General features: G+C 44.5%; 27 protein-coding genes. 6 read left to right on the plus strand and 21 right to left on the minus strand.

Features of this window, described 5'->3' with window-relative positions; translation table 11 throughout:
* Positions 1-293: 293 nt before the first annotated feature.
* Positions 294-830 carry a ribosome-associated translation inhibitor RaiA gene (gene raiA, locus A3G19_RS09020; RefSeq protein WP_294872176.1) on the plus strand — a complete coding sequence of 179 codons (537 nt, stop codon included), beginning with the start codon at positions 294-296 and terminating at the stop codon, positions 828-830.
* 43 nt (positions 831-873) lie between these two features.
* Here the strand turns inward: raiA and recG are convergent, their stop codons facing one another.
* The 10 genes from recG to msrP form a co-directional block, all read right to left on the minus strand.
* Positions 874-2,673, minus strand: a complete 1,800-nt coding sequence (gene recG / locus A3G19_RS09025) for an ATP-dependent DNA helicase RecG (RefSeq protein WP_294872179.1) — start codon at positions 2,671-2,673, stop codon at positions 874-876.
* Positions 2,654-3,895, minus strand: a complete 1,242-nt coding sequence (locus tag A3G19_RS09030; RefSeq protein WP_294872182.1) for a pitrilysin family protein — start codon at positions 3,893-3,895, stop codon at positions 2,654-2,656. The genes recG and A3G19_RS09030 overlap by 20 nt, the downstream gene beginning before the upstream one ends.
* 46 nt (positions 3,896-3,941) lie before the next feature.
* The gene (locus A3G19_RS09035; protein ID WP_294872185.1) at positions 3,942-5,063 is read right to left on the minus strand and encodes a dehypoxanthine futalosine cyclase; all 1,122 of its coding nucleotides are present in this window, start codon (positions 5,061-5,063) and stop codon (positions 3,942-3,944) included.
* A gap of 5 nt (positions 5,064-5,068) precedes the next feature.
* Positions 5,069-5,467 (minus strand): transcription antitermination factor NusB, encoded by a 399-nt coding sequence (gene nusB, locus A3G19_RS09040; RefSeq protein ID WP_294872187.1) that lies wholly within the window; start codon positions 5,465-5,467, stop codon positions 5,069-5,071.
* Positions 5,467-5,937, minus strand: a complete 471-nt coding sequence (gene ribH, locus A3G19_RS09045; RefSeq protein ID WP_015652716.1) for a 6,7-dimethyl-8-ribityllumazine synthase — start codon at positions 5,935-5,937, stop codon at positions 5,467-5,469. The genes nusB and ribH overlap by 1 nt, the downstream gene beginning before the upstream one ends.
* 99 nt (positions 5,938-6,036) lie before the next feature.
* Entirely contained in the window at positions 6,037-6,831 is a 795-nt protein-coding gene (kdsA, locus tag A3G19_RS09050) for a 3-deoxy-8-phosphooctulonate synthase (RefSeq protein WP_294872190.1), read from the minus strand.
* 43 nt (positions 6,832-6,874) lie between these two features.
* Positions 6,875-8,104, minus strand: coding sequence for an FAD-dependent oxidoreductase (locus A3G19_RS09055; protein WP_294872193.1), 1,230 nt, complete (start codon positions 8,102-8,104; stop codon positions 6,875-6,877).
* Positions 8,105-8,141: 37 nt separating this feature from the next.
* Positions 8,142-9,290 carry an aminoacetone oxidase family FAD-binding enzyme gene (locus A3G19_RS09060; RefSeq protein WP_294872195.1) on the minus strand — a complete coding sequence of 383 codons (1,149 nt, stop codon included), beginning with the start codon at positions 9,288-9,290 and terminating at the stop codon, positions 8,142-8,144.
* Positions 9,287-9,889 carry a ferric reductase-like transmembrane domain-containing protein gene (locus tag A3G19_RS09065; protein WP_294872197.1) on the minus strand — a complete coding sequence of 201 codons (603 nt, stop codon included), beginning with the start codon at positions 9,887-9,889 and terminating at the stop codon, positions 9,287-9,289. Before A3G19_RS09065 ends, A3G19_RS09060 begins: the two co-directional genes overlap by 4 nt.
* A gap of 10 nt (positions 9,890-9,899) precedes the next feature.
* On the minus strand, positions 9,900-10,820 hold the full coding sequence (gene msrP, locus A3G19_RS09070; RefSeq protein WP_294872200.1) for a protein-methionine-sulfoxide reductase catalytic subunit MsrP: 921 nt from the start codon (positions 10,818-10,820) through the stop codon (positions 9,900-9,902).
* Between the two features lie 51 nt (positions 10,821-10,871).
* On the opposite strand from msrP, the gene rimO reads away from it, so the two are divergent.
* Together rimO and tilS are read left to right on the plus strand one after the other, a co-directional pair.
* A complete protein-coding gene (rimO, locus tag A3G19_RS09075; protein ID WP_294872203.1) occupies positions 10,872-12,188 on the plus strand; it encodes a 30S ribosomal protein S12 methylthiotransferase RimO in 1,317 nt (438 codons plus the stop codon).
* Positions 12,181-13,176 (plus strand): tRNA lysidine(34) synthetase TilS, encoded by a 996-nt coding sequence (gene tilS / locus A3G19_RS09080; protein WP_294872206.1) that lies wholly within the window; start codon positions 12,181-12,183, stop codon positions 13,174-13,176. The genes rimO and tilS overlap by 8 nt, the downstream gene beginning before the upstream one ends.
* Here the strand turns inward: tilS and lon are convergent.
* Together lon and bamD are read right to left on the minus strand one after the other, a co-directional pair.
* On the minus strand, positions 13,151-15,574 hold the full coding sequence (gene lon / locus A3G19_RS09085) for an endopeptidase La (protein ID WP_294872209.1): 2,424 nt from the start codon (positions 15,572-15,574) through the stop codon (positions 13,151-13,153). The two genes, tilS and lon, sit on opposite strands and share 26 nt — an antisense overlap.
* Positions 15,575-15,588: 14 nt before the next feature.
* Positions 15,589-16,305, minus strand: coding sequence for an outer membrane protein assembly factor BamD (gene bamD / locus A3G19_RS09090; protein WP_041192367.1), 717 nt, complete (start codon positions 16,303-16,305; stop codon positions 15,589-15,591).
* A 131-nt stretch (positions 16,306-16,436) separates the two neighbouring features.
* On the opposite strand from bamD, the gene fliW reads away from it, so the two are divergent.
* Together fliW and A3G19_RS09100 are read left to right on the plus strand one after the other, a co-directional pair.
* Positions 16,437-16,826: a flagellar assembly protein FliW gene (gene fliW / locus A3G19_RS09095; RefSeq protein WP_015652706.1), complete on the plus strand. Its 390-nt coding sequence runs from the start codon at positions 16,437-16,439 to the stop codon at positions 16,824-16,826.
* Positions 16,819-17,580, plus strand: coding sequence for a pyrroline-5-carboxylate reductase (locus A3G19_RS09100; protein ID WP_294872212.1), 762 nt, complete (start codon positions 16,819-16,821; stop codon positions 17,578-17,580). Before fliW ends, A3G19_RS09100 begins: the two co-directional genes overlap by 8 nt.
* A 7-nt stretch (positions 17,581-17,587) precedes the next feature.
* Here A3G19_RS09100 and A3G19_RS09105 read toward each other — a convergent pair whose 3' ends face one another.
* From A3G19_RS09105 to A3G19_RS09135, 7 genes are read right to left on the minus strand one after another with little or no spacing between them, the layout of a single operon-like run.
* On the minus strand, positions 17,588-18,190 hold the full coding sequence (locus A3G19_RS09105) for a hypothetical protein (RefSeq protein ID WP_015652704.1): 603 nt from the start codon (positions 18,188-18,190) through the stop codon (positions 17,588-17,590).
* Positions 18,187-18,720, minus strand: a complete 534-nt coding sequence (locus A3G19_RS09110) for a hypothetical protein (RefSeq protein WP_294872215.1) — start codon at positions 18,718-18,720, stop codon at positions 18,187-18,189. The genes A3G19_RS09105 and A3G19_RS09110 overlap by 4 nt, the downstream gene beginning before the upstream one ends.
* Positions 18,717-19,748 (minus strand): hypothetical protein, encoded by a 1,032-nt coding sequence (locus A3G19_RS09115; protein ID WP_294872218.1) that lies wholly within the window; start codon positions 19,746-19,748, stop codon positions 18,717-18,719. The genes A3G19_RS09110 and A3G19_RS09115 overlap by 4 nt, the downstream gene beginning before the upstream one ends.
* Positions 19,745-20,587 carry a tyrosine-type recombinase/integrase gene (locus A3G19_RS09120; protein ID WP_015652701.1) on the minus strand — a complete coding sequence of 281 codons (843 nt, stop codon included), beginning with the start codon at positions 20,585-20,587 and terminating at the stop codon, positions 19,745-19,747. The genes A3G19_RS09115 and A3G19_RS09120 overlap by 4 nt, the downstream gene beginning before the upstream one ends.
* A 12-nt stretch (positions 20,588-20,599) precedes the next feature.
* The gene (locus A3G19_RS09125) at positions 20,600-21,223 is read right to left on the minus strand and encodes a lysophospholipid acyltransferase family protein (RefSeq protein ID WP_015652700.1); all 624 of its coding nucleotides are present in this window, start codon (positions 21,221-21,223) and stop codon (positions 20,600-20,602) included.
* Positions 21,216-22,514 carry a tRNA (N6-isopentenyl adenosine(37)-C2)-methylthiotransferase MiaB gene (gene miaB / locus A3G19_RS09130; protein ID WP_294872220.1) on the minus strand — a complete coding sequence of 433 codons (1,299 nt, stop codon included), beginning with the start codon at positions 22,512-22,514 and terminating at the stop codon, positions 21,216-21,218. Before miaB ends, A3G19_RS09125 begins: the two co-directional genes overlap by 8 nt.
* 5 nt (positions 22,515-22,519) lie before the next feature.
* Positions 22,520-22,762 carry an HP0268 family nuclease gene (locus tag A3G19_RS09135; RefSeq protein WP_294872223.1) on the minus strand — a complete coding sequence of 81 codons (243 nt, stop codon included), beginning with the start codon at positions 22,760-22,762 and terminating at the stop codon, positions 22,520-22,522.
* Positions 22,763-22,924: 162 nt separating this feature from the next.
* Between A3G19_RS09135 and nusA the strand changes: the two genes are divergently transcribed.
* On the plus strand, positions 22,925-24,055 hold the full coding sequence (gene nusA / locus A3G19_RS09140) for a transcription termination factor NusA (protein WP_015652697.1): 1,131 nt from the start codon (positions 22,925-22,927) through the stop codon (positions 24,053-24,055).
* 127 nt (positions 24,056-24,182) lie between these two features.
* Here the strand turns inward: nusA and A3G19_RS09145 are convergent, their stop codons facing one another.
* Entirely contained in the window at positions 24,183-25,136 is a 954-nt protein-coding gene (locus tag A3G19_RS09145; RefSeq protein ID WP_015652696.1) for an ABC transporter permease, read from the minus strand.
* 78 nt (positions 25,137-25,214) lie between these two features.
* Positions 25,215-26,447, minus strand: coding sequence for a porin (locus tag A3G19_RS09150; protein ID WP_294872226.1), 1,233 nt, complete (start codon positions 26,445-26,447; stop codon positions 25,215-25,217).
* Between the last annotated feature and the right edge of the window lie 356 nt (positions 26,448-26,803).

The following is a 26,803-nucleotide window of genomic DNA, read 5'->3' on the forward strand; positions in this document are numbered from 1 at the left end:
TCATCTCATCCTCCTTGGGATTTTTAAGGCACACACTATCAGGGCTCGGTAGCATTCATCACTGAGACCCGTTTTTCCTAATTGGTTACTATCGACCATTGTCCCTCTTTTCTGAAACATAAATACGAGGAGACGCCATACTTTGATTGTAGTGCTATGTAGATTAAATGAGGATTAAAATGTGTTAATAATTATTTTGCCCAATCGATTTTGTTTTATCTAAAAGACTTGACGTTTGTTTTTTGTGTGTTATAATCGAAGTTCCTCTATATCACTACAAGGTGGGTAAAATTATGAATATCTCTCTCGTCGGACGCCACATCGAGCTCAGCGATGCAATAAAAGATCATCTGATGCACTCTATCGATACACTTAGTAAATATCATCTCGACCTTATCAGTGTCAATGCGGTCGCAAGTGCAAATGAGCGTAAAAAAGGGGTAACAATCGAATTCACGATCAACGTTGCCGGAAAAAATACTATTGTGATCAGCCAACGCGACGATGACCTCTACGCCGCCATCGATATCGCAATCGACCGTGCCCAAAAAGCGCTCCGCCGTTTGCATGATCGAATATCAGATCATAAAAATGAGGGGATGAATGAAGCCAAACAAGCAGCAGCCGCAAAAGTAGACTTGCATGAAGCGAGTGAATCGATGGAAGACGAAATCGTTCCTGCCGAACCGGTACTCTTTAAACCCCAAGAGGTTGCCGAAGTGTTAGAAAAACTTAAAGAGAGCACAAAAGTATTTGATGTATTTTATGATAACGACGGGAAAATGCGAGTGCTGTATAAACGTGCTGATGGACGGTTTGGACTATATTGATCCTCTGTCATCCTGAACTTGATTCAGGATCTAAGATTGCGGATCACGTCCGCAATGACGGAGAATCTAACCACTTCTTCACTTCTTTTACAATTTTTTCATCTTCTCCGATGTCCGCCCATCGAAATTTTTTACCGCTTTGGATACTCCCTTCCAACAAATCACCGCTTGAGCGGAATTTCAAATCCAATGCCGCGATCTCAAAACCGCTGTTGCACGTGCTAAACGATTCTAACCGCTCATTTTTACCGCTTTTATTGCTGTAAAGATAACAATACCCCTGCAATCCGGTACGGCTCACACGGCCTCGAAGCTGATGGAGCGTCGAGAGTCCCAATCGCTCTGCTCCGACAATGACGACGGTAGAGAGATGCGGAAGAGAAATCCCCACTTCCACTACGGTCGTTGCGAGAAGGATATGCCCGTTTTCGCGAAATGCTATCAATACCCCCTCTTTCTCTTTATCTTTTCCGTGAGTGACGTAGACATTCTCAAAATTCTTCTCCCAGTATCCCCGTGCTTCTTCGATACTTTGATAATTGATACTCTCACTCTGCTCCACCAGCGGATAGACGATAAGCACTTGATGGTTTTGGGCTATTTCGGAGCGAATATGCTCCAGCAGAGCGGGAAAATCGCTTTTGCCGATAATACGGGTGGCAATATTTTTCGTAAACGGGGTTTGGACAATCAAACTCACATCGATGTGAGCCGAATCGATCATTGCCTGTGTGCGGGGAATCGGGGTAGCAGAGAATTGAAGATAGTGTGGTGAGGTGTCATTATCAGTGAGTTTGGTCAGGGCATGGCGCTGAGCCGTACCGAAACGGTGCTGTTCGTCCACCATTACAAGCCCTGCCTCAGGGAGAGGGCGATGAAGAAGTGCGTGGGTGCCGATAATGAAATCGTAATCCTCTAACGATCCTTTTTTCGTTGCATTGGTTACCAATGCGATTCGCAAATCAGGGAGAAACTTTTGCGCCTCTTCATAAAGCTGCGCGGCAAGAATCGTCGTCGGTGCCATCAAAATAGAGCGATACGGATGCATCAAAATAACCGAAGCCAAAATCACCATCGTTTTTCCCGAACCGACATCCCCGACGATCATCCGACGCGCGGCATTTTCTCCTTTTAAGTCGTTCTCTATAGCATTTATCGCTTTTTTTTGATCCTCTGTCAGTTCAAACGGGAGGGTTTTCATCCATCTTTTCACATTACCTGAAGCACGAAATGAGGTTTTATGATAACGGCGCTTGAGACGGAGGCGACGCATATACTCAAAGAGTTCGCCAAATTTAAGGGCATACAGCTGTGGTTCACTCAGAGGCTTCGGTTGATCAGGAAAATGGATACCATAGAGTTCACGGGCAATATTTTCAGGCAATCCATCTGCGATCAGATTTTCAACGGTAATATTTTTTTCAATCAATCGACGCATTATATCGGCTCGAAGAGGGGTCTTATAGATTGGGACGAGGGAACCGACAGCGCTGATTTTTATCGGATGGACCATCGTCCATTTTCCTAGTTCCCACTGCGCTTTTCCGCTGAAAAAGGCTCGTTCACCTTTGGGGAATTGATGGATCATATACGGTTTGGGATGAAAAATCACCCCCTCAATCACCGCATCAAGGTTATGGGAAAAAAAGGTTATTTTGAGGGTTTTAGGGGTACGGACGACATGTTCTACTGTCGCATCGATAACGCACGACGCATTGGGGATAAGTTCTTGACTGAGACGGCGATCTTCAAATGTGGTGGGGGAAATGAGAGAGAGGGCGGTAATACTGCCGACCCCTAAACGGTGAAATTTCTCACCGTCCTCACTTGGTAACGATAGCATAGCTAAGATCGCGGATTTCGCCGTGGCGTTTGATAAAATCGTTCACGTCATCAAGGGTGAGCGCACGGATCATATCTAATTCTTGAACACTTGATCCAAGCGGTTTTCCACTGTAATATTCGCCAAATGTTCTGCCCAAACGCTGTGAGAGAGTTTCAACACGAAGAGGCTCTGAACCGAGTAAAAATTTGCGGGCTTGATCCAGCTCGCTCTGGGTCACTCCGTAGCGAACAAAAGTATCGATTACTTCGACCACCGTTTTTTTCGCTTCACCTTGTGATTCTAATTTTGTTTGAAGATAACCGCTGAAATAGGTATGGGTTTTAGCTACAGATAGACGTGAGTACGCTGAGTAAGCAAGCCCCCGTTTGACCCGAATCTCTTCCATCAATCGGCTGCCGAATCCACTGCTTCCTAAAATAAACATCGCGACACGGGCTTTGTAAAACTCACTATCACCCTCCCTCATTGCAAAAGGAGATGCAAAATAGAGATATGCCTGCTCGGTTTGGGGGCGGTTTAAGATCGATTCTTTCGGAGCCTTTCGAGGATCGTAATGACGCTCGTTCCCACCTTTTCCTACTTCTAAAAGAGTTAGGAGAGATTGAACTTTGGCTTTGGCATCAGCTATGGAAATATCACCACCCATTACGATCAGTGCATTAGAAAGAACGATATGATCTTTTTTAAATTTTTCAACGTCGCTGAGTTTGATCCCTTTAATACTCTCTTTAGTCCCGATATTAGGCACCGCCATCGGTGTACCCTCAAACAGTACCGCTTTAAGTTCATCCGAAGCCACCGTATCGAAATCGGCCTCTTTACGAGCGATATCGCTGAGCGCCATCGTTTTCACTTTTTCAAGCGATTTTGCGGTGAAGTTCGGTTCACGCAATTGTTCATTTAATAGTGAGAGCCCTGTATCGAACTCCTCTTTTAAACTGCCAAGTTCGATGACAAAAGTCTCATTTCCCGCATTAGCGCTGAGTTGAATAGCTCTCGCATCCAGTGCGTCGGCAAAGCCGACTGAACCTTTTTTCAATGACCCTTCATTCAACATTTTTCCGCTCATACGTGCCAATCCGTAATGTTTTCCCTCATCGATACTGCCGCTATGGGTAAAAACAACCTGCATCGAAACGATCGGGAGACGTTTATCCTCTTCGAAAATAAAAGGGATTTTCACCCCTTTGACCTCAATAAAATCCAATGTGCTTGCCATAAGTGCTTGCCCTAATAGTAAAATAGCTAAAAAAAACTTACTCACACTAATTATCTCTGCCCTGAAAAGGGCTAGCTTCAGTGCCACAGCGGCTAGCGTAACCGGATGGGCTTTGCTCATTCGGTGTGAAAATCTCAAGTAGATCGTAAGCGGTATTACGAATCGCCGGAGTTTCACCGATATCGCGGATAAGACGAACCATCTCATCTTTTGCCATACGAAACCCCGCCCCCGCACTGCGGACAACATTCTCTTCCATCATCGTCGAACCCAAATCATTTGCACCATAGAGCAGTGCCATCTGGCCGATGTAGGGACCTTGGGTAACCCATGAACTTTGAATATTCGGGAAATTGTCCAAGAAAAGGCGGGATACCGCTAACAGTCTGAGATAACGGTTGGAAGATTGTTTTTCAATCTCAGGGTGTTCTTCCATTAATTGTGTATTCTGACCTTGAAACGACCACATAATAAAAGCACGGAATCCGCCCGTCTCATCTTGAAGATCACGGATGAGATTCCAATGCTCGATAATCTCTTCATCGGTCTCTACCGTACCGTACATCATCGTGGCGGTTGATTTAATCCCTAACTTATGGGCTTGGCGGTGAACATCCACCCACTCTAACGAATCCATTTTTTTCGGAGCGATAATATCACGTACGCGGTCACTGAGAATCTCAGCCCCAGCTCCGGGAATCGATGCGAGCCCTTTGGCTTTCAAACGGCTCAAACACTCTTGAATCGAGATATGGGAAACTTTAGCGATGAAATCAAGCTCAATCGAAGAGAAGCCATGTATTGTGATCGTCGGATATTTGGTGTGAATATGCTCCACCAAATCCTCATACCATTCGATTTTAAGCTTCGGATGAACGCCCCCTTGAAACAAAATCTGGGTTCCGCCGATTTCTAAAAGCTCATCAATCTTTTGGTCAATCTCTTCGAAAGTAAGGACATAGGCATCTTCGTCTTTACCGTGACGGTAGAAAGCGCAAAATTTGCAGTCAACCCAGCAGACGTTGGTATAATTGATATTGCGATCCACGACAAACGTCGTAATGCCCTCTGGATGCAGCTCACGCTTGCGAGCCGTTGCCATCTTTCCGAGTTCTTTAAGATCAGCGTGGCGAATGAGTTCGAGTGCTTGCTCTTTACTAAGGCGCATTGTGTCTATTTGTCTCGTGAAATTGCGTCGAGAACGCCATTGATAAACTTTGGTGATTGTTCACTTCCGAACGCTTTTGCCACTTCGATCGCTTCGTTGATGATAACCGCCGAATCGAGCTCACCGTACATAATCTCATATCCGCCCAAACGGAGTGTCGCACGCTCAATCGAACCTAAACGGTCAAAATCCCAATCTTTGAGATGTTTAACGATTGCTTCATCCACTTCCGCCAAATGTTCCGTTACCCCTTTGAATAAATCAAGGGCAAAATCACGCTGTTTGTTTCGAATTTTTTTCTCTTCGAGAATCTCATCACTGAAATCGGCAATGCTTTGGTTCCCCAAATCGTATGCGTACAATAAACTGACTACCGCCATGCGGGCTTGATGACGTGTTGCCATTATGCGCCAATTTCCGCGTATAAATCTAACATTTCGATGACAACAGTCATTGCTTCAAACCCTTTATTCCCTGCTTTGGTCCCTGCACGCTCAATCGCTTGTTCAATAGTGTCCGTGGTCAAAAGACCGAACGATACCGGTTTTTTGTGTTTCAAACTCACCGTTGCAATCCCTTTGGTCGCTTCAGCGGATACGTAATCAAAATGAGGCGTTGAACCACGGATTACGGCACCCAATGCACATACTGCGTCGTATTTACCGCTCGCTAGGAGCTGCTCGATCACCATCGGAAGCTCGAACGCACCCGGCGCTAAAACGTGGGTCAGCTCATCAGCGTTTCCGCCGTGACGCGCATAGGCATCTTTCGCCCCTTCTACAAGACGATCAACAATAAAATGGTTCCAGCGTGTGCTGACGATCGCTACTTTTTTATCCGTGCGAACACGAAGTTGTCCTTCGATAAGTTTCATAATTTTCCTTTTATTTATTTTATACGCCATCGGAACTCGTCCCGCTTGGCTACGCTAACGCTGTGTTTTCTTCGGCAGAAAGCCCAACGCACTAGTTCGTTATTTTATTGCATCCAATTGCAACAATTTTTCGCTAAGTTCTTCTAATTGTTCTAATTTTAGCATATTCGGCCCGTCACTCAAAGCGCAAATAGGGTCAAAATGGGTCTCAAAGAAAAATCCGTCCACTCCGACAGCCGCAGCAGCTCGTGCGAGGTGTGGAACCATCGAACTGTCTCCTCCGGTTTTACCCGTTCCCGTTCCCGGCATTTGCACGGAGTGGGTTGCATCGAAAATAACCGGAGCGTATTCACGCATGATTACGAGTGAACGCATATCGACTACGAGGTTGCCGTATCCGAAACTTGAACCCCGTTCACACAACAAAACACCGTGTTTTTGAGAAGCTGCATAACTCACCTCATCACATCCTCGGGTTTTAAGCACTTTGGCAACCGAAAAGCGCATATCTGCGGGAGTCATAAACTGCCCTTTTTTGATATTCACCATTTTATCGGTTTTGGCCGCCGCCACCAATAAATCGGTTTGACGGCATAAAAAAGCAGGAATCTGTAACATATCGACCACTTCTGCCGCAAGGGGAACCTGATAGCTCTCATGCACATCGGTGACGATTTTGTAGCCAAAATCGTCTTTGACCTTTTGGAGTATTCGAAGTCCCTCTTCGATCCCCGGTCCGCGATAGCTCTCCAGTGAAGTGCGGTTCGCTTTGTCAAAACTCGATTTAAAATAAAAATCAAATCGAGGATCATTCTGATAGCGTTCGAGCGATTTGGCGATTTTAAAAATCGACTCTTCGCTCTCGATGACACACGGTCCGGCTAAAAGTATCATCCATGCTCCTATGAGTTAATAGTGATATTGTACTGTGAAAAAATTAAAATCCCTTTCGACAAGGGCGTTTATTTTTTCGTAACAGTTCAACCCCTTTAGCGCACTGCAAATGTATACGAAATCGATAACTTCGCATCACTATCGTCTTTATCCAATAGCCCAACAAACCGCTAAAACGGATCCATCCCAGCAATGAGATACTGGCATACTTTCCGCCCAAAGCGATGAGCGTCCCTCGTATCCGTAAATCAGAGGGAGTCATTATTTCATTTTTCATCAATGCTATGATATTTTTTGCCGCATGTTCAGCGCTTTGCCCTGCACTTTGGGCCGAAGGGGAAACCACATTTCCTTTTCGGTCACGTAACTCGGCTATATCTCCAACCGCGAAGACCTGTTCGCATGATGAGAGGCGTAAATACTCATCGACGATTAATTGCCCTTTTTTATTTTTCGGAACATCCAGAGTCGATGTCAAAGTCGATGCAACAATCCCCCCGGCAAAAATCATAAAATCAAAACAAACGGACTCTTTTTCATTGAGAATCAGAGTATGTTCATCGACCGATGTAATGCGAGAGTGATTGATAATTTTCACCCCAAGCTGCAAAAGTCGCTGCGTTGCGTGTCGGACCAAATACTCTTCCATCCCGTCCAAAACATTTTTATGCGGAATAATTAAACAAATATGTATTTTTTCGCAGGTAAGGGTATTATCTCTGTGAAAAATCCGTACATAATGGGCCATTTCCGCTGCAATTTCGACACCGCTCAACCCGCCTCCGCCAATCACGATATTAAATGGCTCAGTGTGCCAACCCCCCTCGCTCTCCATTTTTTCATACAAACGCTGTTCAAACTGCTGTTTGAATGCCAATGCACCGGAAAGGGTTTTAACTCCATGGGCATGTTCTCTTAGCCCAAGGATAGAGCTCGGATATGCGGTACGGCTCCCCGCACATAAGACTACATAGTCATACGGATGACCCGAATTTTCTCCGAGAACATGTTGGTTTTTAAAATCAATCTCACGAACGGTGTCTTTGACGTAGAGCACATGCTCCCCATAGCTCAAACAAAGGGCCACAAGATCGATCGAAACCATCGTCATTGAGCACTCATTGGCAATCAATTCATACGCATCGGTCTGCAGATAGTGATAAGGGTGCTGGTCGATTAAGACGATATCGCATAGTCCTGACATCGCCAGAACATTGAGCGCTTTAACCCCTGCATATCCTCCACCGATAATAACAATGCGATGGCGTTTCATAATCTCCCTCACTCCATAAGCTTTGGAACCGATTATATCACTGTTTCATAATTGCAGTGGAACAAACAACAGCAGAGCTAAACGCCCACTGGAAATTATATCCCCCCAGTTCCCCCGTCACATCCACGGTTTCACCGATAAAATAGAGTCCACTTACTTTTTTACTTTCCATGGTTTTCGGGTCAATTTCTTCGCACGCTACCCCGCCGCGACATGCTTCAGCTTTACTCAAACCGAAGGTCCCTGATGGGGCCATAGCATACTTTCGGATACGTAAAACATTCTCCCACTCATTCGGATTTAAACGATTACACGGTTTATCTTCGACTCCGACAGCCTCTAAAAATGCTTTGATAAAGCGTTTCGGCAACGGCAATGCACTACTGAGGAGTTTTTTCTCTTTTTGAATTAAATTCAACTCAAAATCGGGGAGAAAATCGATCACGATCTCCCCGCGATGCCAATAAAGCGATGCAGAGAGGACCACGAGGCCGCTGATCCCTTTGTGGGCAAACAGTAAATCTTCATCCAGCGTTTTTCCTGCCACATGAATTCGTGCAGGGCAACTGATCCCACTCAGTTCTTTCATCCAAAATTCTTTGGGTTGCAGTGTGAGCCCCACGAGCGCCGGAGAAAAAGGAACCGTTTTAATCCCGTAGTTTTGGGCTATTTTCAGACCGATATCACTCGCACCCAGCTCTTTATAGCTCGCTCCCCCCGTTGCGACCACGACACGGCGGGCTTGAAGTTTCCCTTTGTCGGTTGTGACGATAAAAGGATTCTCCCCCTCTATGGAAAGGATTTTATACCCCAAAAGAAGATCGCATCCGGAAGCTTTTCCCATCAAAATCGAGATGACCTCATCAGAACTTTTTGGGCAAAAATAGTACCGTTCTTTACGGATAACCGGACGTAAACCGCTTGTTTTAAAATAGTCTAAAAGAGCTTTTTGAGGGAAAACGGAGAGTGCATTTTTCACCAAATTTTCATCCCCTAGAAAATGGGTCTCATCCACCTCAACATTGGTGAGGTTGCATTTGCCTCCGCCGCTGGCTTTGAGTTTCAGTGCGGGACGGTTGTTCCCCTCGATAATGGCAATGGAAAGGGGGCTGTTTTGACGCAGCTGTGCCGCACACATCAGCCCGCTTGCCCCGCCTCCGAGAATAATGACGTCGTAATGTTTCATCGTTTAATAAGCCGCAGTACCAGCAGAGAAATAAGGACTCCCGCTACTGATATATTGTCCCATGTGATCGTTTTATGACTCATCAGATAGTGAATCACAATCAATACTGCGGCAATATAGACCATCCTATGCCATGTTCGAAACAATCCGAACAGTTTTTTGGTCGAGGTAAGCGCCATGGTAAGCATAATGACAAATGCCCCCATTCCAAATGCGATGAAAGGCTTTGTTAGCACTTCATGCATTGCATCCTGAAGGTTAAATTCCTGATCAATTCCGATAAATAACATCGCATGAATCAAGGCATAAAAAAAAGAAAACAATCCGCTCAAACGACGATATCGAATGAGATTGAGTTTAAAAAAAACACGAATGGGGGTGAAGCTAAGGGTGAGAGCCAAAAGCCAGAACGCACTGTTACCGGATAGATTAATGAGGAACTTCAATGGATCATTCGGAGATTTGGTCAGTGTTAGAGGGATAAAATGCTCTAAATAAGCAAAAAATCCACGTAACCACTCCGGCTGAAACTCGACACTAAAACGAAGCAATGCATAAACAATCGGAAGTAACGCACCGATCCAAATTAGTATTCTCATTAAACCTCTTTTAGTAAAACTTTCGTAAATCCATATTTTTATACAAATGGGCCACTTGGTTCCCATAGCCGTTAAACGCTAACGTATCTTGCTTAAAGAATTTACCCAAAACACGCTCGCGCGCTTGCGACCACCGAGGATGATCGACGGAAGGGTTGACGTTGGCATAAAATCCATACTCATTCGGAGCGATTTGATTCCACGTCGAACGGGTTTGATGATTGCTGAGAGTAATTTTGACAATGCTCTTGATACTTTTAAACCCATATTTCCACGGCACAACCAAGCGGATCGGCGCACCGTTTTGGGGTAAGAGCTCTTTGCCGTACAACCCCACGGCTAAAATCGTCAGGGGGTTCATCGCTTCATCGATTCGCAACCCTTCTCGGTATGGAAATGGAATATTACCGAAACTTTTGGATTGCTGCGGAAACTGGAGCGGATCAAACAGTGTCTCAAATTCGACATATTTGCTTTTGGAGGTCAAACCGGCCTGTTTCAGCAGTGAGGCGAGACTAAATCCGACCCACGGTACTACCATCGCCCACCCCTCTACGCATCGAAAACGGTATATCCTCTCTTCCAGCGGTATTTTTTTTATCAGGGAATCTATATCCAGTGTCAGAGACTTTTGAACTTCTCCCCCTACTGTGAGTGTCCACGGGCGTACTTTTAAATTTTTAGCCAATTTTGCCGGAGACTCTTTATCGGTTCCGTACTCGTAAAAATTATTATACGTCGTAATTTGATCGTACGATGTCAGTTCCAATGCACTTTTGGATTTCTCAAATCCCAATGCCGCCATCAGTGGCGATGTTCCCAGCAATGCGGCCGATGCACCCAGTTTCATAAACGCACGACGCTCATGATAGAGCGACTCGGATGTTATCTCGGACGAAGGGATCAAATCGTAATTGTGTCGTCTAAGCATCTTCAACCTCCAGTTGGCTATAATTGCACTATATTATCCAAGGGTTGGTAAATGTCCAAAAAACTCCATATAGTTTCATTAGGTTGTACTAAAAATCTCGTCGATACCGAGGTCATGCTTGGGCGTCTTAAAGATTTTGAAATGACCGATGCGAGCGATGAGGCAGATGTCATTATCGTTAATACCTGCGGATTCATCGACGCGGCGAAACAAGAGTCACTCAACACGATCTTTAATCTCGACGCGGGACGTAAGAGTGATTCGGTTCTCGTCATGGCGGGATGCCTCTCTGAGCGGTACAAAGAGGAACTTTCCAAAGAACTCAAAGAAGTTGATATCTTTACCGGTGTCGGCGATTACGACAAAATTGATGAGCTTTTGGCCGCGAAACAGAGCCGTTTTACCCCTGAAGTTTACCTTATCGACGGTGCCGAGCGGGTCGTTACGGGATCGACCTATCATGCCTATATCAAACTCTCCGAAGGGTGTAATCAGGTATGCAGTTTCTGCGCCATCCCCTCGTTCAAAGGAAAACTCCATTCACGCGATCTGGAGAGTATCGCAAAAGAGGTTGAAGGGTTAGTGGCCAAAGGGTACTATGATTTCAGCTTCGTTTCCCAAGACTCCAGCTCCTATCTACGCGACCAAAATATTTCGGATGGTCTCATCCACCTTATCAAACGGATCGAATTGATCGACGGGGTAAAAAGTGCCCGTATCCTTTATCTCTATCCATCCACAACCACGTTGAAGCTGATCAAAACGATCGGCGATTCCAAAGTGTTTCACAACTATTTCGATATGCCGATTCAGCACATCAACGATGATATGCTTCGTATCATGAAGCGGGGATTTGGCAAAGCGAAAACCCTCGAACTCCTTAATGCTATGAAAGCACTCCCTAATGCATTTATCCGCACCAGCTTTATCGTCGGCCACCCGCAAGAGTCTGAGTCTATGTTCGAAGAGATGGCAGAATTTGCCGGTAGCTTCGGATTTGATCGCCTCAACGTCTTTAGCTACTCCGATGAAGAGGGGACAAGTGCCTTTGCGTTGGACGAAAAAATCCCTTCCAAAACGATCAATGCCCGTGCCAAAAAACTGGGGAAAATCGCTTCCGATGTCGAAGTGGCAAGTCTGCAAAAACTTGTCGGTCAGGAAATCGATCTCGTCATCGACGGTGAAAGTGACGAGCACGAATTTCTCCTGAGCGCCCGAGCACTTAACTGGGCACCGGAAGTAGACGGCGAAATCTACGTCAACGATCGTGAAGTAGAGGGCGAACTCAGCTTCGGAAAAATCTACCGTGCCCGTATCACTGAACTCGCCGACAAACGCCCTCTGGCAACCGTAACGGGAAATGTCTGAACTTCTTCATCTTGAGCGTCTAAGGGAGGGGAGAGTTCTCCTGGCCTTCTCGGGAGGAGTTGATTCAACCGCCCTCTTTCATCTTCTCCTTGAGGATAATATTTCGTTTGATATTGCCCATGTCAACTATCACACCCGCGACACCAGTGAGCGTGAAGCGCAAAGCGCCATTGATCTCGCCCAAAAACATAACCTCCAATGTCATACCCATTCGTGCCGTTTAGGTGGTGCTAATTTCGAACATCGTGCCCGCGAAGAGCGATACCGATTTTTTGGCTATCTGATGAAAAAATACGGCTATACCTATCTCCTCACCGCCCATCAGCTTAATGATCGTTTGGAGTGGCTGATGATGCAGATGTGTCGCGGATCAGGTTTACCGGAGATGCTGGGAATCCGTTCACACGATACACGCGAGGGGATTGAAATCCTCCGCCCTCTTCTCGAATGGGATCGTGAATCGATTGAAGAGTATCTTCATATTTATAATATCCCTCACCATATTGACGAGAGCAATGCGGATGAACGGTATACCCGCAATGCTTTTCGGCATCGATACAGCGCACCCATGATGCATGAATATCGTGATGCTATCCGCCGAAGCTTTCGTTATCTCGAAGAAGACAGCGAATCGCTGATTCACCCCGTTGATTTTATGAGTATAGAGGCTCTCTCTTATGCCCGAAATCCTGAAAATATCCGCTCATTAATGGTTGGAATTGATACCTTTTTTAAAAACAGAGGGTATTTGCTCAGTCAACATGACAAAAAGGCGTTGAAGCGTGGCGGTGAACATATTATTGCCCGTCATACCGTAGTATCGATTGAGGGTAACTATACGTTTATCGCTCCGTATGAGAGTAACGTTATCATGGATAAAGGGTTTAAGGAAGAGTGCAGAAAACTGCGTGTGGGGGCTAAACTTCGGGGATACCTTTACGGTTCACCCGAAGCAATGGATGTTATCCGTCGATTAAAAGACGACTGAGAACTTCTTCAATTCGACTCACACCGACGATTTCGATGGCTGCTTTCACTTCATCCGGTATATCGCTCAAATCACGATCATAATTTTTCGCAGGGATAAGAGCCAGCTTCATCCCCGCACGGTGTGCGGCGATCAGTTTTTCCTTCAATCCGCCAATCGGAAGGACATTTCCGGTGAGAGATACCTCACCCGTCATCGCGATATCGGCACGCACTTTTTTATTGGTCAAGATGGAAGCGATTACGGTTGACATCGCAATCCCGGCACTTGGACCGTCTTTCGGTGTTGCACCGTCAGGGACATGGATATGAAGGTCAAATCGTTTATACACTTCGCTCGCATCGACCGGGAGATCGCTTTCACGCTCTGTAGGGCTGAGAGGAATAATCGAGTGATCTACCGTAATTTTTCCCTCGTCAATCAACGTTTTGACAACCGAGAGGGCAATACGGGCAGACTCTTTCATTACATCCCCTAAACTACCGGTGAGCTGTAGTACCCCTTTACCGTTAATACGGATCGCTTCGATTTTCAAAACATCGCCGCCCACTGCCGTCCATGCAAGACCATTGACAACACCGATACGATCGATATGGTCGGTTCGGTCGATCTCAAAAATCGTTTTTTCCAAAAAGTCTTTGAGATTTTTCAAACTCACGGTCACTTTTTGGGTACTCGGATCTTCGAGAATCTTTTTCGCCGCTTTACGGACGATATCGGCAACACGGCGGCGAAGGTTACGAACACCTGCTTCGCGGGTATGTTTTTCGATCACTTCTGCCAATGCCGTTTTCGAAATCGAAAGTTCCGCCGGTTTAAGACCGTGTTTCTTCAACTCCTGAGGAATCAGATACTGCTTAGCAATCTGAAATTTCTCCTGCGGCGTATAAGAGCTTACCGAGATAAACTCCATCCGATCACGCAACGGTCCCGGAATTTGTCCTACGTCGTTCGCCGTCGCGATAAAAATCGCTTTGGAGAGATCGAGGTTGAAGTTGAGATAATAATCTCTGAAATGGGTATTTTGCTCCGGATCGAGAATCTCCAACAATACCGCCGTCGGATCACCTCGATGCGATTTCGCTACCTTGTCGATCTCATCGAGGACGATGACCGGATTCATTTTTTTCGCTTCGATCACACCCTGTACGATTCGCCCCGGCATGGCACCGATGTAGGTACGACGATGTCCGCGCAGTTCGTTAACATCTTCGAGTCCACCCAGTGCGATTCGCACAAGAGGACGTTTAAGCGCTGTGGCTATCGAGTTGGCAAGTGAAGTCTTACCCACACCCGGAGGGCCCGCGAAACAGAGAATCGCACCGCGCCCCTCTTTATCGGCAATACCGCGCAATTCCAACAACTCTTTGACCGAGAAGAATTCTAAAATGCGTTCTTTCGGTTTCTTGAGTGAGAAGTGATCTTTGTTGAGCTGGTTTTCGACGTCGTGGATATTGAGCGCTTTTTTTGACTCATCACCGTAAGGAATCTCCAATACCCATTCGAGATAGGTCTGAATCATCCCCGCATCGGCACTGTCAGGGTGCATCCGTGCAAAGCGCTCCAGCTGTTTGTTGATCTCTTTGTACGCATCAGGATGCATTTTATCTTTTTTGGCATCAAGCTTTTTACGGAACTCTTCGATCTCTTCGTCACGATGGGTATCGGTTCCCAGCTCTTTTTGGATCTGCTTGAGCTGTTCTTTGAGAAAATACTCTTTGTTCACTTTTTCAATGCGGGAATGAACTTTGGATCGGATCTCTTTTTGGAGCTTGGAAGCTTCTGTCTCTTCAATCAATTCATCAATCAACATCAAAAACCGTTTTTCCGGATCACGCTCGATAAAAAGTTTGTAGGCATTCTCTTTTTTGATCTTGATCGAACTGCAAATCAAATCGACGATACGATTGTATTCGTGATTCTCTTCGATCGTACGAAGCAAATCGGGGGGAAAATAGTTGCTTACCTGCGAAAGTGCACGTACTTTTTCACGAAGCACTTCCAAAATTGCATCCATTTTGAGTTCGTTAACCGCATTGGATGATATCAAATCGACATGGGCACGTAACGGATTATCGTGTACCATTTCTATGACATGACCACGCGCCAGTCCTTGAAACAGTACTTTAATTCGGCCATCAGGTAACACGACCTTACGCATTATCGAACCGATTACTCCTGCATCATAGATCGAATCACTTTCCCGTTCCCCTTCGTGCTCTGGTTTCACGGGGCATACAATAACGAGAGAATTATTTTCAATCGCTTCGGCAGCAGCGGCAATATTTTTCTCATCGTTTAGAAATAACGGTGAGATCATAAATGGATATAAAAAAAGCTCATCTTCGGCAATAACCGGTAAATTAGTGGGGAAAGAGCTGTAATTACTGAGTTGCATGGGAAAAAATCCTCTTATTTACTTTGATTATCATCCATAGAGATGACATTGCGTGTTTTCGGAATAAGGAAATCATACCAACTGCTGCTTCCATCACCTTCAAACATTTCACGATACCACGGAATATCGGCATTAACGACTTCATCCGCTTTAATCCACGTTACCGGAGCCATTGAACGATAATACCCTGCGCCTTTAGGTTTGCCTAAACGCTCATACATTTGGGCAATATTTTCATTCAGTACTCCACGAGCGAGTTGCAATTGTGTTTCCATCGTATTAATTTGCGGTAAATAGGTGGAATACGGGTAACTCATTTTAAATGTCTCCACCCCTTTTAACGTTTCATCGATCAATCCCTGATCCCGTCCCGGATTCGGAAGGGCCAAGAATTTTGCTTTGATTTTCAAGAACTCCGCATTCTCGCGCCCTGCAGGAGTGGCGTAACGACGGATATATTCATTAAGAAAATGTTCCGCAAGCAGATATTCATCATGCGCCATATGCGCTTGAGCCATAATCATGGTTGCTTCCGCTAAAAATGGAGAACTGATATGCTCACTTTGAAGTGAACTAAAATAGCTGTCTGCTTTTTCCAGATTACCGTTTGAAACTGCCGTAACCATCTTTTCATACCAATACTCTGCAGGCTTATTAAACTCTTCGAGTTCTTTACCGCATCCGGTAAGAAGAATAAGTGCCGTCATTGCGATTAACCATGTTCTAATCATTGAGAAAACCTACGCTCTATTTGAAATTATCAGCTATTTTACCGTAAAGAGATTAAACACCCCTACAATGAGTTGAAACTTTTTAGTTTGATGTGTTAAAATCAGTCCATTATAGATATAAGAAGGTAGTTATGCAATTTGATTTAAAACTTCCCCTGCTGGGTTTTGAAGCAGTCTCGAAAATGGAGCTTCAAAAACTGGACGAAATTTTTTTACGGTTAGAAAGTGTTGGAGATGGTCCCTCTTTTACCTTAATCAACCCTTTTGCATTACGCGAATACTCTTTCGATATCCCTTCCTCACTCCAAGGATTGTTGGGGATTACCCCTGAGAGCAACCTTTTGATTTATAACATTATGATTTTACAAACGCCCATCGAAAAATCGACCATCAATTTTATCGCACCTCTGATTTTTAATACCGACAATCAAACCATGGCCCAGATTATCGTCGATAACCGTGCCGATTTCGGAATTGCCGAGCCGGTTGAAAAATACCTCAAGGGATCTACCAATGGCTAAATCGATCACCTTCGTCGGCAACGGGAAAATGGCCCTTGCCCTTGCAAAAGGGCTTTGTGAAACCCATGCGATCGAGGTGATCGGCCGAAGCATGGCTGCGATGGAAAAATTCGAGCAATCCTTGAATATCCCGCTTAAAAAAACACTTTACACGGATGCCGACATCACCAATAAAACGATTATTTTGTGTGTCAAACCGTCTAACCTTAATGAAGTAGCCCCTTATCTTAAAGGGAATGCGCATGCGTTGTACTCGGTTTTGGCCGGTACACCCCTGGCAGCACTTAAAATAATCTCTGCACGTACGTATTGCCGTGCAATGCCTAACCTTGCTGCGGAAGCGGGAGCATCTATGACCTCTTTGGTCGGCGACAGTACAATCGCGACCAATGCAATCGCATTGTTTGAAACGATTGGCTCAACCCTCTGGCTTAGCAGTGAAAAAGAGCTCGATATTGCAACCGCCCTCGCCGGAAGCGGACCGGCATATCTTGCTCTCATTGCCGAAGCACTCTGTGATGGAGCGGTACGTGAAGGGCTCAAACGTGATGATGCCATGGTATTGATGCGCGGCCTTTTCAATGGATTTGGCAAATTGATCCAAACCACTCATCCTGCCCTCCTAAAAGATGCCGTTATGAGTCCGGGAGGAACAACGGCCGCCGGTTATGGGGCATTGGAAAAAGGGAAAGTAAGAGAAGGGTGTATGGAAGCGATTCATGCGGCCCATGATCGTGCCAAAGGGATGAAATAATCCCCTTTTAATGGTGAGGCGGCGGAGTATGTTCCTTCATCGGAGCATGCTTTTTCGTTTCTTTCTTAGGAGGAAGAGATGCTTCTTCATTCTTTTCTTTTTCCAAAGAGGCGTTATGCACTCTCATAGTAAAACTTGAGCGAATTTTATCCCCGTCTCTCTCAAAATGGATCGGAAAATTAACCCCGATTATCCATTTACTTTTATTGACCGATTCAATAAAGTTGTAAAAACTTTCCGGTGATGTAATTTTAGAGGTTGCATTCACTTCGTAAACTGTAAAACTCCCATTTGTTTCAAATGTTGTCACTTCGGTTAGATACAGATCGGTGAACTCTTGTTTATAAATTTTTTCAAAATGATCAGGGTTAAAAGAGGTGTTAAACGCTTTAATCGTATGCCCATTACGTTCTTGAAGTTCTTTGAGACGCTCTTGTGTTTGATCGTGTTCCCGCTGTGCCACATCGAGTTGTTGAAACTCTTTTTTACTCTCAAGGCGCAATGATCGATACTCTTTCCCTGTCGGAATCAACAAGAAAAAAGAGAATAAAATCACCGCGATTAAAAGGACAGCCGAGAGAATGACGATATAGAGCGTTTGACGGTTCATTTGATCTCCTCGCCCTGAGTCATCGTTTCATCATCCAAATAATTCGATGATACAAATCGATACCATCCGTTTTCTATCGGATAAAAACTGGTGTAGGTACGATGAAAAATAGAGCGGAGCGGAGCATGAAGCCTATATTCATAGGTATCTTTATTCGGAGTCGTACCGTATAAAATAAGCGATGAACTCTCCAGCTCGGCGCGATCAAGGGTAATATCATCAGGGACCAGATCGAACAAATTGCGAATGCTCTCTTTCATAACCGTATTATCGGTTGTAATCTGCTCGGCAATTTTTACCTCTTTTTCGATTGTTTTGATCTCTTCTTCCATTTGAGTAATCGAGTGCTTTAACGATTTTTCTTGCTGTACAACTTCTTCGCGTTCATCGATAAAATCATACGTTTTATATTCTAAAAAGAGATAAGTTCCCACTAACATCATAATGGTAACAATGAAAAAGAAAAGGACGAGGCGCAGTTCTCCACTGATAAGACGCTTAGGGCTCGGAGTAATAAAACTGTGTTTCACAGTTCCTCCTCTTCGCTCATTGCGAGAGATATCACCTCATCACCCATATCGATACGGCGGATCAATACATTTAAAAAAAGTTCCTCCTCGAGATACCGCTTCAGCTCAACTCCGCTCCCGTACGCATCAGCAATATAGACCGTTTCTACAAAACGATCATTGCATTGTTCTGAAGCGTAAAAACGGGAGAGAGTTTTTTGAATAAACTCAAACCGGGCAAAATCGTCATTGAAACCCTCCATCTCCTGCTTGATCTCATCACTGCGCGGAAGAACTAAACGTTTCTCTTCAATGGTAGGCTGATCATCGCTGAATTCGTCTATATCCTCGAGAGCATCAAGATCTTCGATATCACTTAGATTATCCAGTTCATCAATAATGTCCAAATCGTCCAAATTTTCAATATCATCTAGACTGATCCCTCGTTCAACCACTTCGTCTTCTTCGACACCGACGGTAAATCCGATGACATTTCCTTCTTGTTCAATCCCTGCTCCTTCATGTTGGTGCATCGGATAATGATGTGCGTATTCAAGTTTCCCATCATCAAAAAATGCAACACTGAACGAATCTTTTTGAGCCAATGCGTAAAGGGCAAATCCGGTGCCGATTTTATCTCTAAAAAAATTTTCAATAATCGAAAACGGTGAAAAGACAAAATCCAATCCTAGAGTAGAATACTGTTTTTTCAGCGTTTCAAGTTCCAATATCGAAGTATAAAGAAGCCATTTTTGATTACGGCAAAGAGTTTTGGCTCCATTTAAATCCTCTGCAATGTCGTGCAATGAACAGCCGCTCAATGCCCCTTGATTCATTCCCGGATTTAAGATGGCAATATAATGCAGAGGAGAAATATCAAGTCGTTTTCGCAGATACCCCGCCATATCCTCGTATGCCGTGGATCCTTCAAAATGTCGGCTCTCTTTGGAGAGGAGTTTTTTCTGTTTGAGGGTAACAACACGAACGTCGTAAGAGCCTCCATCGGGAACAATAGCGATAAAGATTTTCTGATATAACCACGCTATCACAAAGATTCCCCATGAGGAAGGCATAATGGATGCGATTGACGATAATGATCCATTTTCAAAGCATTTCCCAATTTGGTATAAATCTGTGTGGTAGCCATACTTGCGTGACCCAACAATTCGCTAACATCGGCAATCCGCGCACCATTGTTTAACAGTTCGGTCGCATACGTATGACGCAATTGATGAGGTGTCACTTTGAGTCCAACCTTTGCGAATGCCTTGGTAATTATATATCTTAGACTATTTTCGCTTAATTTTTCACCCAAAGCCTCAAAAACGTACTCTTTGGAAGGGTAATGAACAAGATACTCTTGTGCCATCACCCGAATTGACTCAATCATCGGAATGTCGCGTTCTTTTGACCCTTTTCCTCGAATACGAGACCACTCATCCGACATATCAGCAACACGAAGATGGGAAAGTTCTGAAATACGAAGTCCCATCGTATACAAAAGGATAATGGCCAGTTTAGCGGTCGGTTCAGCGTATTGAAGTGCATGAAGAACATGCTCATGTGCGATCGGTTTCGGGAGAGTTTTGGGAATTTTCACACTCTCATCCCCCTTAAGCTCAACAATTTTTCCTTGTGAACGGAGGTATTTGATGAAACTTCGGATGGCACTGAGTTTAGAGGCAATCGATTTGGGATTGAGCGAAGCGATTTTGAGTCGTAAAGGCATAAGATTGATCGACAATACCCCTGATTCTTCCTCTATTTCAGCGTTACAGAGCATTGCATCGATCGAATCATGATAGCTTTGGATGGTAAGAGCTGAATATCCCCGTATCCCATCGAGATATTTTAAAAAATCTTCTTTGGCACGATGGAGTTCACTCATCGTCGCAGCACCTTAGAGTACATGTTCCATCAATTTTTCTTTGATCACCGCTTTGGCCGCTTCCATCTCCAATCCGTTCACATCGATAGGTTCAGATGCATAGAAATCAAGGGTTCCAAACGGTTTGGGAACACTAAAACGGTCCCAACTGGGGAGTTGCCAAAACTTTGAGGGGACACAGCTGTAAACAATCACTTTGGTGTTCCGTTTTTGCGCCATAATCACAACTCCGTCACTCATCTCATGACGAGGTCCTTTCGGACCATCGGGAGTTATTCCTATATCATACCCCTCACTGAGCGATTTAAGCCCCTGAATGAGTACTTTAGCTCCTCCGCGAGTGGTAGAGCCGTGAATCGTCCCCAGTTTAAAATAACGCATAATACGTGCGATAATCTGACCGTCAAAATGATCGGAAATCAAAACATTGGCTTTAGGGTCTTTGCGGAATTGGTAATAGAGATACGGTTGCATCAGTAAATCTCCGTGCCAAAAAGCAAAAATAACGGGTTCTGAAGGGATAACGTTGGGAAGATGAAACCGCTTTGCGTTCGTAAGATAAATAAGACGAATCAGGAGTGTTCCGATAGGAGGGATAAACCACAACGCAAGTTTGCGAAGAAGTTCTTTACGCAATGATCTCTCCATACTGGACGTTACGCGAAACCTCCGTAATTTTCACCGATGCGATTGTGCCTAGCATCTCCTCGCTCCCCTTAACTTTAACCCCGAGATTATTATCACTGCGACCCGCAACATAACCACCCTCGCGCAACTCTTCAAAATAGACCTCAACGATCTTACCTAAATTGACCAACTTCATCTCATCGAGTATCTCATCATGCCTTGCTTGCAGTCTGCTGAGTCGTTCGGAACCCACTTCTGAATCCACTTCTTCCATTTTCTCCGCTTCTGTCAATGGACGAGGGGAGTATTTAAAGCTAAAGAGCTGTTCAAAACGAACTTGATTCAGCACCTCCATAGTCTCTTCGAAATCTTCATCACTCTCTCCGGGAAACGCGACGATAATATCGGTGCTGATACTCACATTGGGAACCAACTCCCGCAATTTGCGAGCACGGTTTAAAAACCACTCTTTGGTGTATCCGCGCTTCATCGCTTTGAGAATCTCGGTCGATCCGCTTTGAAGCGGCATGTGCATCGATTTGCAAATTTTCGGATTGCGGGCAAACTCTTCGATAAATTCATCATCCATATGAAGCGGGTGGGGAGAGGTAAATCGGATACGCTCCAATCCCTCCACCGCACTCACACGACGAAGAAGTTCGGTGAAGTTGATTTTTTCATTCCCCCCCGACAAACGGCGACCGTAGTTGTTGACATTTTGACCGAGGAGGAAAACTTCTTTCGCCCCTTTCTCGACCGCTTTACGTGCTTCGGCGACGATCAGATCGGGAGGAATAGATATCTCATCTCCACGGGTTTTGGGAACGATGCAAAACGTACACTGCTTATCGCATCCGATCGAGATATTGATATAGGCTTTATAGGGGCTGCTGCGAAAATCTTTGAAAGCAAACTGCGATTCATCATAATCGATTTCGATTTCAACCGCTTTATCACGGTGCAATACATCGGCAATCTTAGAGACATTTCGGGCACCGAGAACAAAGTTCACATAGGGAGCCCGCTTGATAATCTCTTTCCCCAAATGAGACGCCGTACATCCGCACACACCGATTTTAGCGTCCGCTTTTTTGAGTTTGTTAAAAACACCGAGTTCGGAGAAGAGTTTGTGTACCGGTTTTTCACGGACGGAACAGGTATTGATGAGGATGAGATCGGCAGCGCTTGCATCATCGGTGAGTTCATACCCCTCATGGGCGTTAAGTTCCGCGATCATGTGCTCAGAATCACGCGTATTCATCGCGCATCCAAGCGTCTCGATAAAAAGTTTCTTACTCATTCAGACTATAAAATATGTACTTCGTACATGTATTCATTTGCAGAAAGTCCAAACTTTACTTCACGCATGTAAAAACTTTTACCTTCGCCTTCGAAATGATCTTGAAGCGCAAGAAGGTCTTTGTGTGAGTTTTCACGGTCAAAATAGAGGATAGACGAGTTGCTTTTCTCTACCATTTCAGTGATTTTTTTGAGGTCGATTTTCTTTGGTTTGCTGTCGTGTTCGCTACGGGCGAGTTTGAGTTCCATTGCTTTTCCCTTTTATAGAGTTCTTGATATTAGGGGGATTATAGCGGTGATATGATAAATATCCTATTAAGAGAAATTTATGTATAATACCTATCCTTCATAAAAAAGCTTTCCCAACCAACCAATTTTTTATGAGTTACCACTAATCAAGAGGATAGTCCTATGGAAAATATTTTAGATATTATTGATTCAATTGCCAACGAAAAAGGGCTGAGCCGCGAAAATGTCCAAGAAGCGATCAAAACCTCATTTATCCAAACCGCTAAACGAATTATCAATCCGACATTCGCTTTTGAAGCGGATATCGATGATCGCACAAAAGCGGTAAAACTCCGCCAAATCATCACGGTTGTGGCTGATGATGCCCCTGAAATCGAAGGGGAAGAAGCGGGTGCTTATATGAGCATCACTAATGCATTAGAGATTGATGACGAAGCTGAGATCGGCGACCAGCTCCAAATGGAACACGATATCGAGAGCTACGGGCGCAGCGCATTTGCCGCTTTACACCGCGAAATCGAATTTCATATTCAACGCCTCGTAGAGAATGAGTTATACGATAAATACAAAAGTAAAATCAACCAAATCGTCTCCGGTCGTGTCACCCGTGTTGACGGAGATCAAAATACTACTATCGAGATTGATGAAATCCGTGCTGTATTACCGATGAAAAGCCGTATCAAAGGTGAAAAATTCAAAGTGGGTGATATGGTCAGCGCCATTGTTCGCCGCGTCCATGTAGATAAAGCCAACGGTATTTCGATGGAGCTTTCCCGTACTGCTCCTAAATTTCTCGAAGAGCTTTTAGCTCTTGAAGTACCTGAGATCAAAGACGGTATCGTCGTCGTTGAAAAATGTGCTCGTATCCCGGGTGAGCGTGCGAAAATTGCCCTCTACACCAACCGTCCTCAGATCGATCCGATCGGTGCAACCGTAGGTGTACGCGGTGTCCGTATCAATGCAGTTAGTGAAGAGTTGTGCGGGGAAAATATCGACTGTGTAGAATACAGCTCATCACCGGAACTTTTCATCTCTCGTGCCATGAGCCCAGCGATCATCAGTGCGGTTGTGGTTTCCGAAAACGGTGACGAGAAAAAAGCGGTTGTCACCCTTCCAAGCGATCAAAAATCCAAAGCAATCGGAAAAAGTGGGATTAATATCCGTCTTGCGTCGATGTTGACAGGTTATACCATCGAGCTCAATGAAGTGGGCGGAAGTGCTCAAATGGGTGAGAAAGCTCAGGAAGAGAAAAAAGAGGGATTAAGTTCGCTCGAAGCTCTATTCGGGAATTAATATTTATACATACTTTTCTTTTTCATAAGAAAAGTATCAAAAGAAAATCGCCCCCACAACAAATCGCTGTCGGTACGCCTCCGCACTACTGCGGGCGACCTTGCTCTTGTATGTTGTGGTGGCAGTATTATCTTTTTACAAACGGATTCAACTTCAACAACACCGCATCCGCAATCTGATTCCCGATCAACGTCAAAAACGCACTCATCATTAAAATCCCCATAATCACCGGATAATCCCGACTCATCGCCGATAGATAAAACAACTGTCCCATCCCCTCGATCCCAAATATCGATTCCAATATCACCGATCCGCCGATAAGTCCCGGCAACGATAATCCCAACATCGTCACAATCGGCGGTAAAAGATTGGGGAGGATATAGTAGCGGATAACTTTAATCTCCGATATTCCACGTGAGCGGGCAAAATAGATATAGTCACTTTTGAGGATTTCGAGGGTTAGAGAGCGGATATAGAGAACCAAACTCCCTACCCCGACAAAGACCATAACCGCAATCGGCAAGGTCAAATGCCATGCCATATCAATATAATATCCGAATCCCTCAGGTGGCTCAAGTGAATGCATCCCCGCAATCGGAAACCATCCCAATGTAACACTCAGAACCATCATCGCCACCAGTGCCAGATAATACGACGGCATCGCAAAGCTGAGCAGTGCGAACTGACTCGTAATCGTATCGGCTTTACGTCCGTGCGCCAATGCCGCTTTAATCCCCATCCATAGTGAAAGAGCAAACGTAACCGCCATCGCAATGACATTCATCCACAGTGTTACCGGAAGACGATCCGCCACGACATCAGAGACCTGTGCACCACTGACAAACGAGATACCGAAATTGAGCGTAAGAAGATTAACAACCCAATCACAATATTGTTGAAACAAAGGCTTATCAAGCCCGTAGATAGAGCGCAGCTGTGCGATCGCTTCAGGAGTCATATTAGGGTTGAGTTCCCCCCCCATAAAACTGTTCGGCGCCATATGAATCGCCCCAAACGACAGGACCGAGATCAGAAAAAGCATTAAAAATGTGTAGAGCAATGATTTGAGAAAATATTTCATAGGATGATTATAGCGAAAGAGGAGAAAGGGTAAAAGAAGAGTTCATCCCCGAAAGGGGATGAAAGAAGCAAAAAACTCTTAGAAGTTAAGAGTCAAGTATGCTTGGACAGTGTCGTATTGACTACCGTTATTTTGGTCATCAGCATCCGTAGAGATGTATGCCAAAGTTGCATCCAAAGGCCCGAAAGATTTTGATGCAGTAACAGTTACTTCATCCATTTTCTTAGTACTTCCTACAATGTCGTTATCTACTGTAGTATAGTAAGCGCCCAATTTAGCAACATTTTTTACATCATACTCTGCAGTCAAATTGAAAGCTTCTGCATCTTTAGAACCTACATATGTATAGTTCCACCATGCTTCAGTATACAATTTAGATTGTCCAGATGCAGAAACGTTTTGAATTTGTACAGAACCTTTATCATCAGCTTGTGAATAGGCAGCTGATACATTCAATCCTTCAATTCCTTGATAAGCAAGTTTGAATGCATATGCAGATGAATCTTCCGCACTCGCACCTAAAACACCACCTGTTTTCACATCAATATCACCATACTGAGCACCGATTTTCACACCTTTTACAAGCTGACATTCGATATCTGCTTGCAACCAAAATGCATCCGCTACCATTCCGATATTATAGTACCATGCTTGTAGAGTCGCTGGTTTATAAGAATTATTTACGATTGCAGCTGCATAAGCACCTTTTTGCATAAATTTAGTAAATTTAGCACCATCTCTCATGATAGCATCTCTATCTGCAGCTGAAGAGCTTGAAGTAACCGCATCTACACCATTCGCTTTTCCAACCCATGCACCAACCAAAGTAGTATCCGGAAGATCTTGGTTAATCAATACTGCTGCGTCAAATGTATTTGCTGCAACTGACCATTTTTCAGAAAACGCGAGTGGAGTATCAAGCTCCATACGACCAATTTTAGCTGTAGTTTTACCCAAAGTTGCAGCAATCCAAAGTTCGCTAGCCCATGCACTATCTTCTACAGCTGCATTATGAGCACCTGTCCACGTATTTGCTACAAGGTTGTTTTCCAAACCAAGAGTACTAACAGCATTAACTGTAGCACCCATTGAAACCCCTTTTGCCAAATCAGCAGTTAGACCAATACGAAGCGCAGTATCCGCATAGCTGTTAGCTTGATCAAAAAGACTATCGCTAATTCCAGCTGCTTGATCTTTATTATCTGTGCCATAGAAAAGTTTAGCGTCACCGCTTACTTTTACATTATCGATTGCGAACGCGCTCGCTCCTAGCAACACTGCTGCTGCAAGACTCATTTTAACTAACTTCATTGATTCTCCTTAAGTTAAGCTTGACCTTATGTTTTTGTTTCGTCGGGGTTAATTGTAACGCCGCTATTCTTAAACATAGCTGTAAAAAATAAATTTCATTTACTCATGGTTTACTAATCAAAAATCCCTATTTTACGGAGTATTACATTTTTGTTTAATTTTTTAAATGAATAATCATCATAAATCTAGGACGCTTTGTGGTATAGTTCAACTTAGTATCAAATTATCAAATAATCCAAAGGAAACTGCTAATGAATCCAATTCACCTGTTAACTGCCGCTGTAAGCACCTTACTCCTCGTTGGATGTGCTAATCGTGAAGGGGTAGCCCCGTCACAAAACGCATCACTTCATTCT

The organism is Sulfuricurvum sp. RIFCSPLOWO2_12_FULL_43_24 (genome assembly GCF_001829605.1).
Classification (GTDB): Bacteria; Campylobacterota; Campylobacteria; order Campylobacterales; family Sulfurimonadaceae; genus Sulfuricurvum.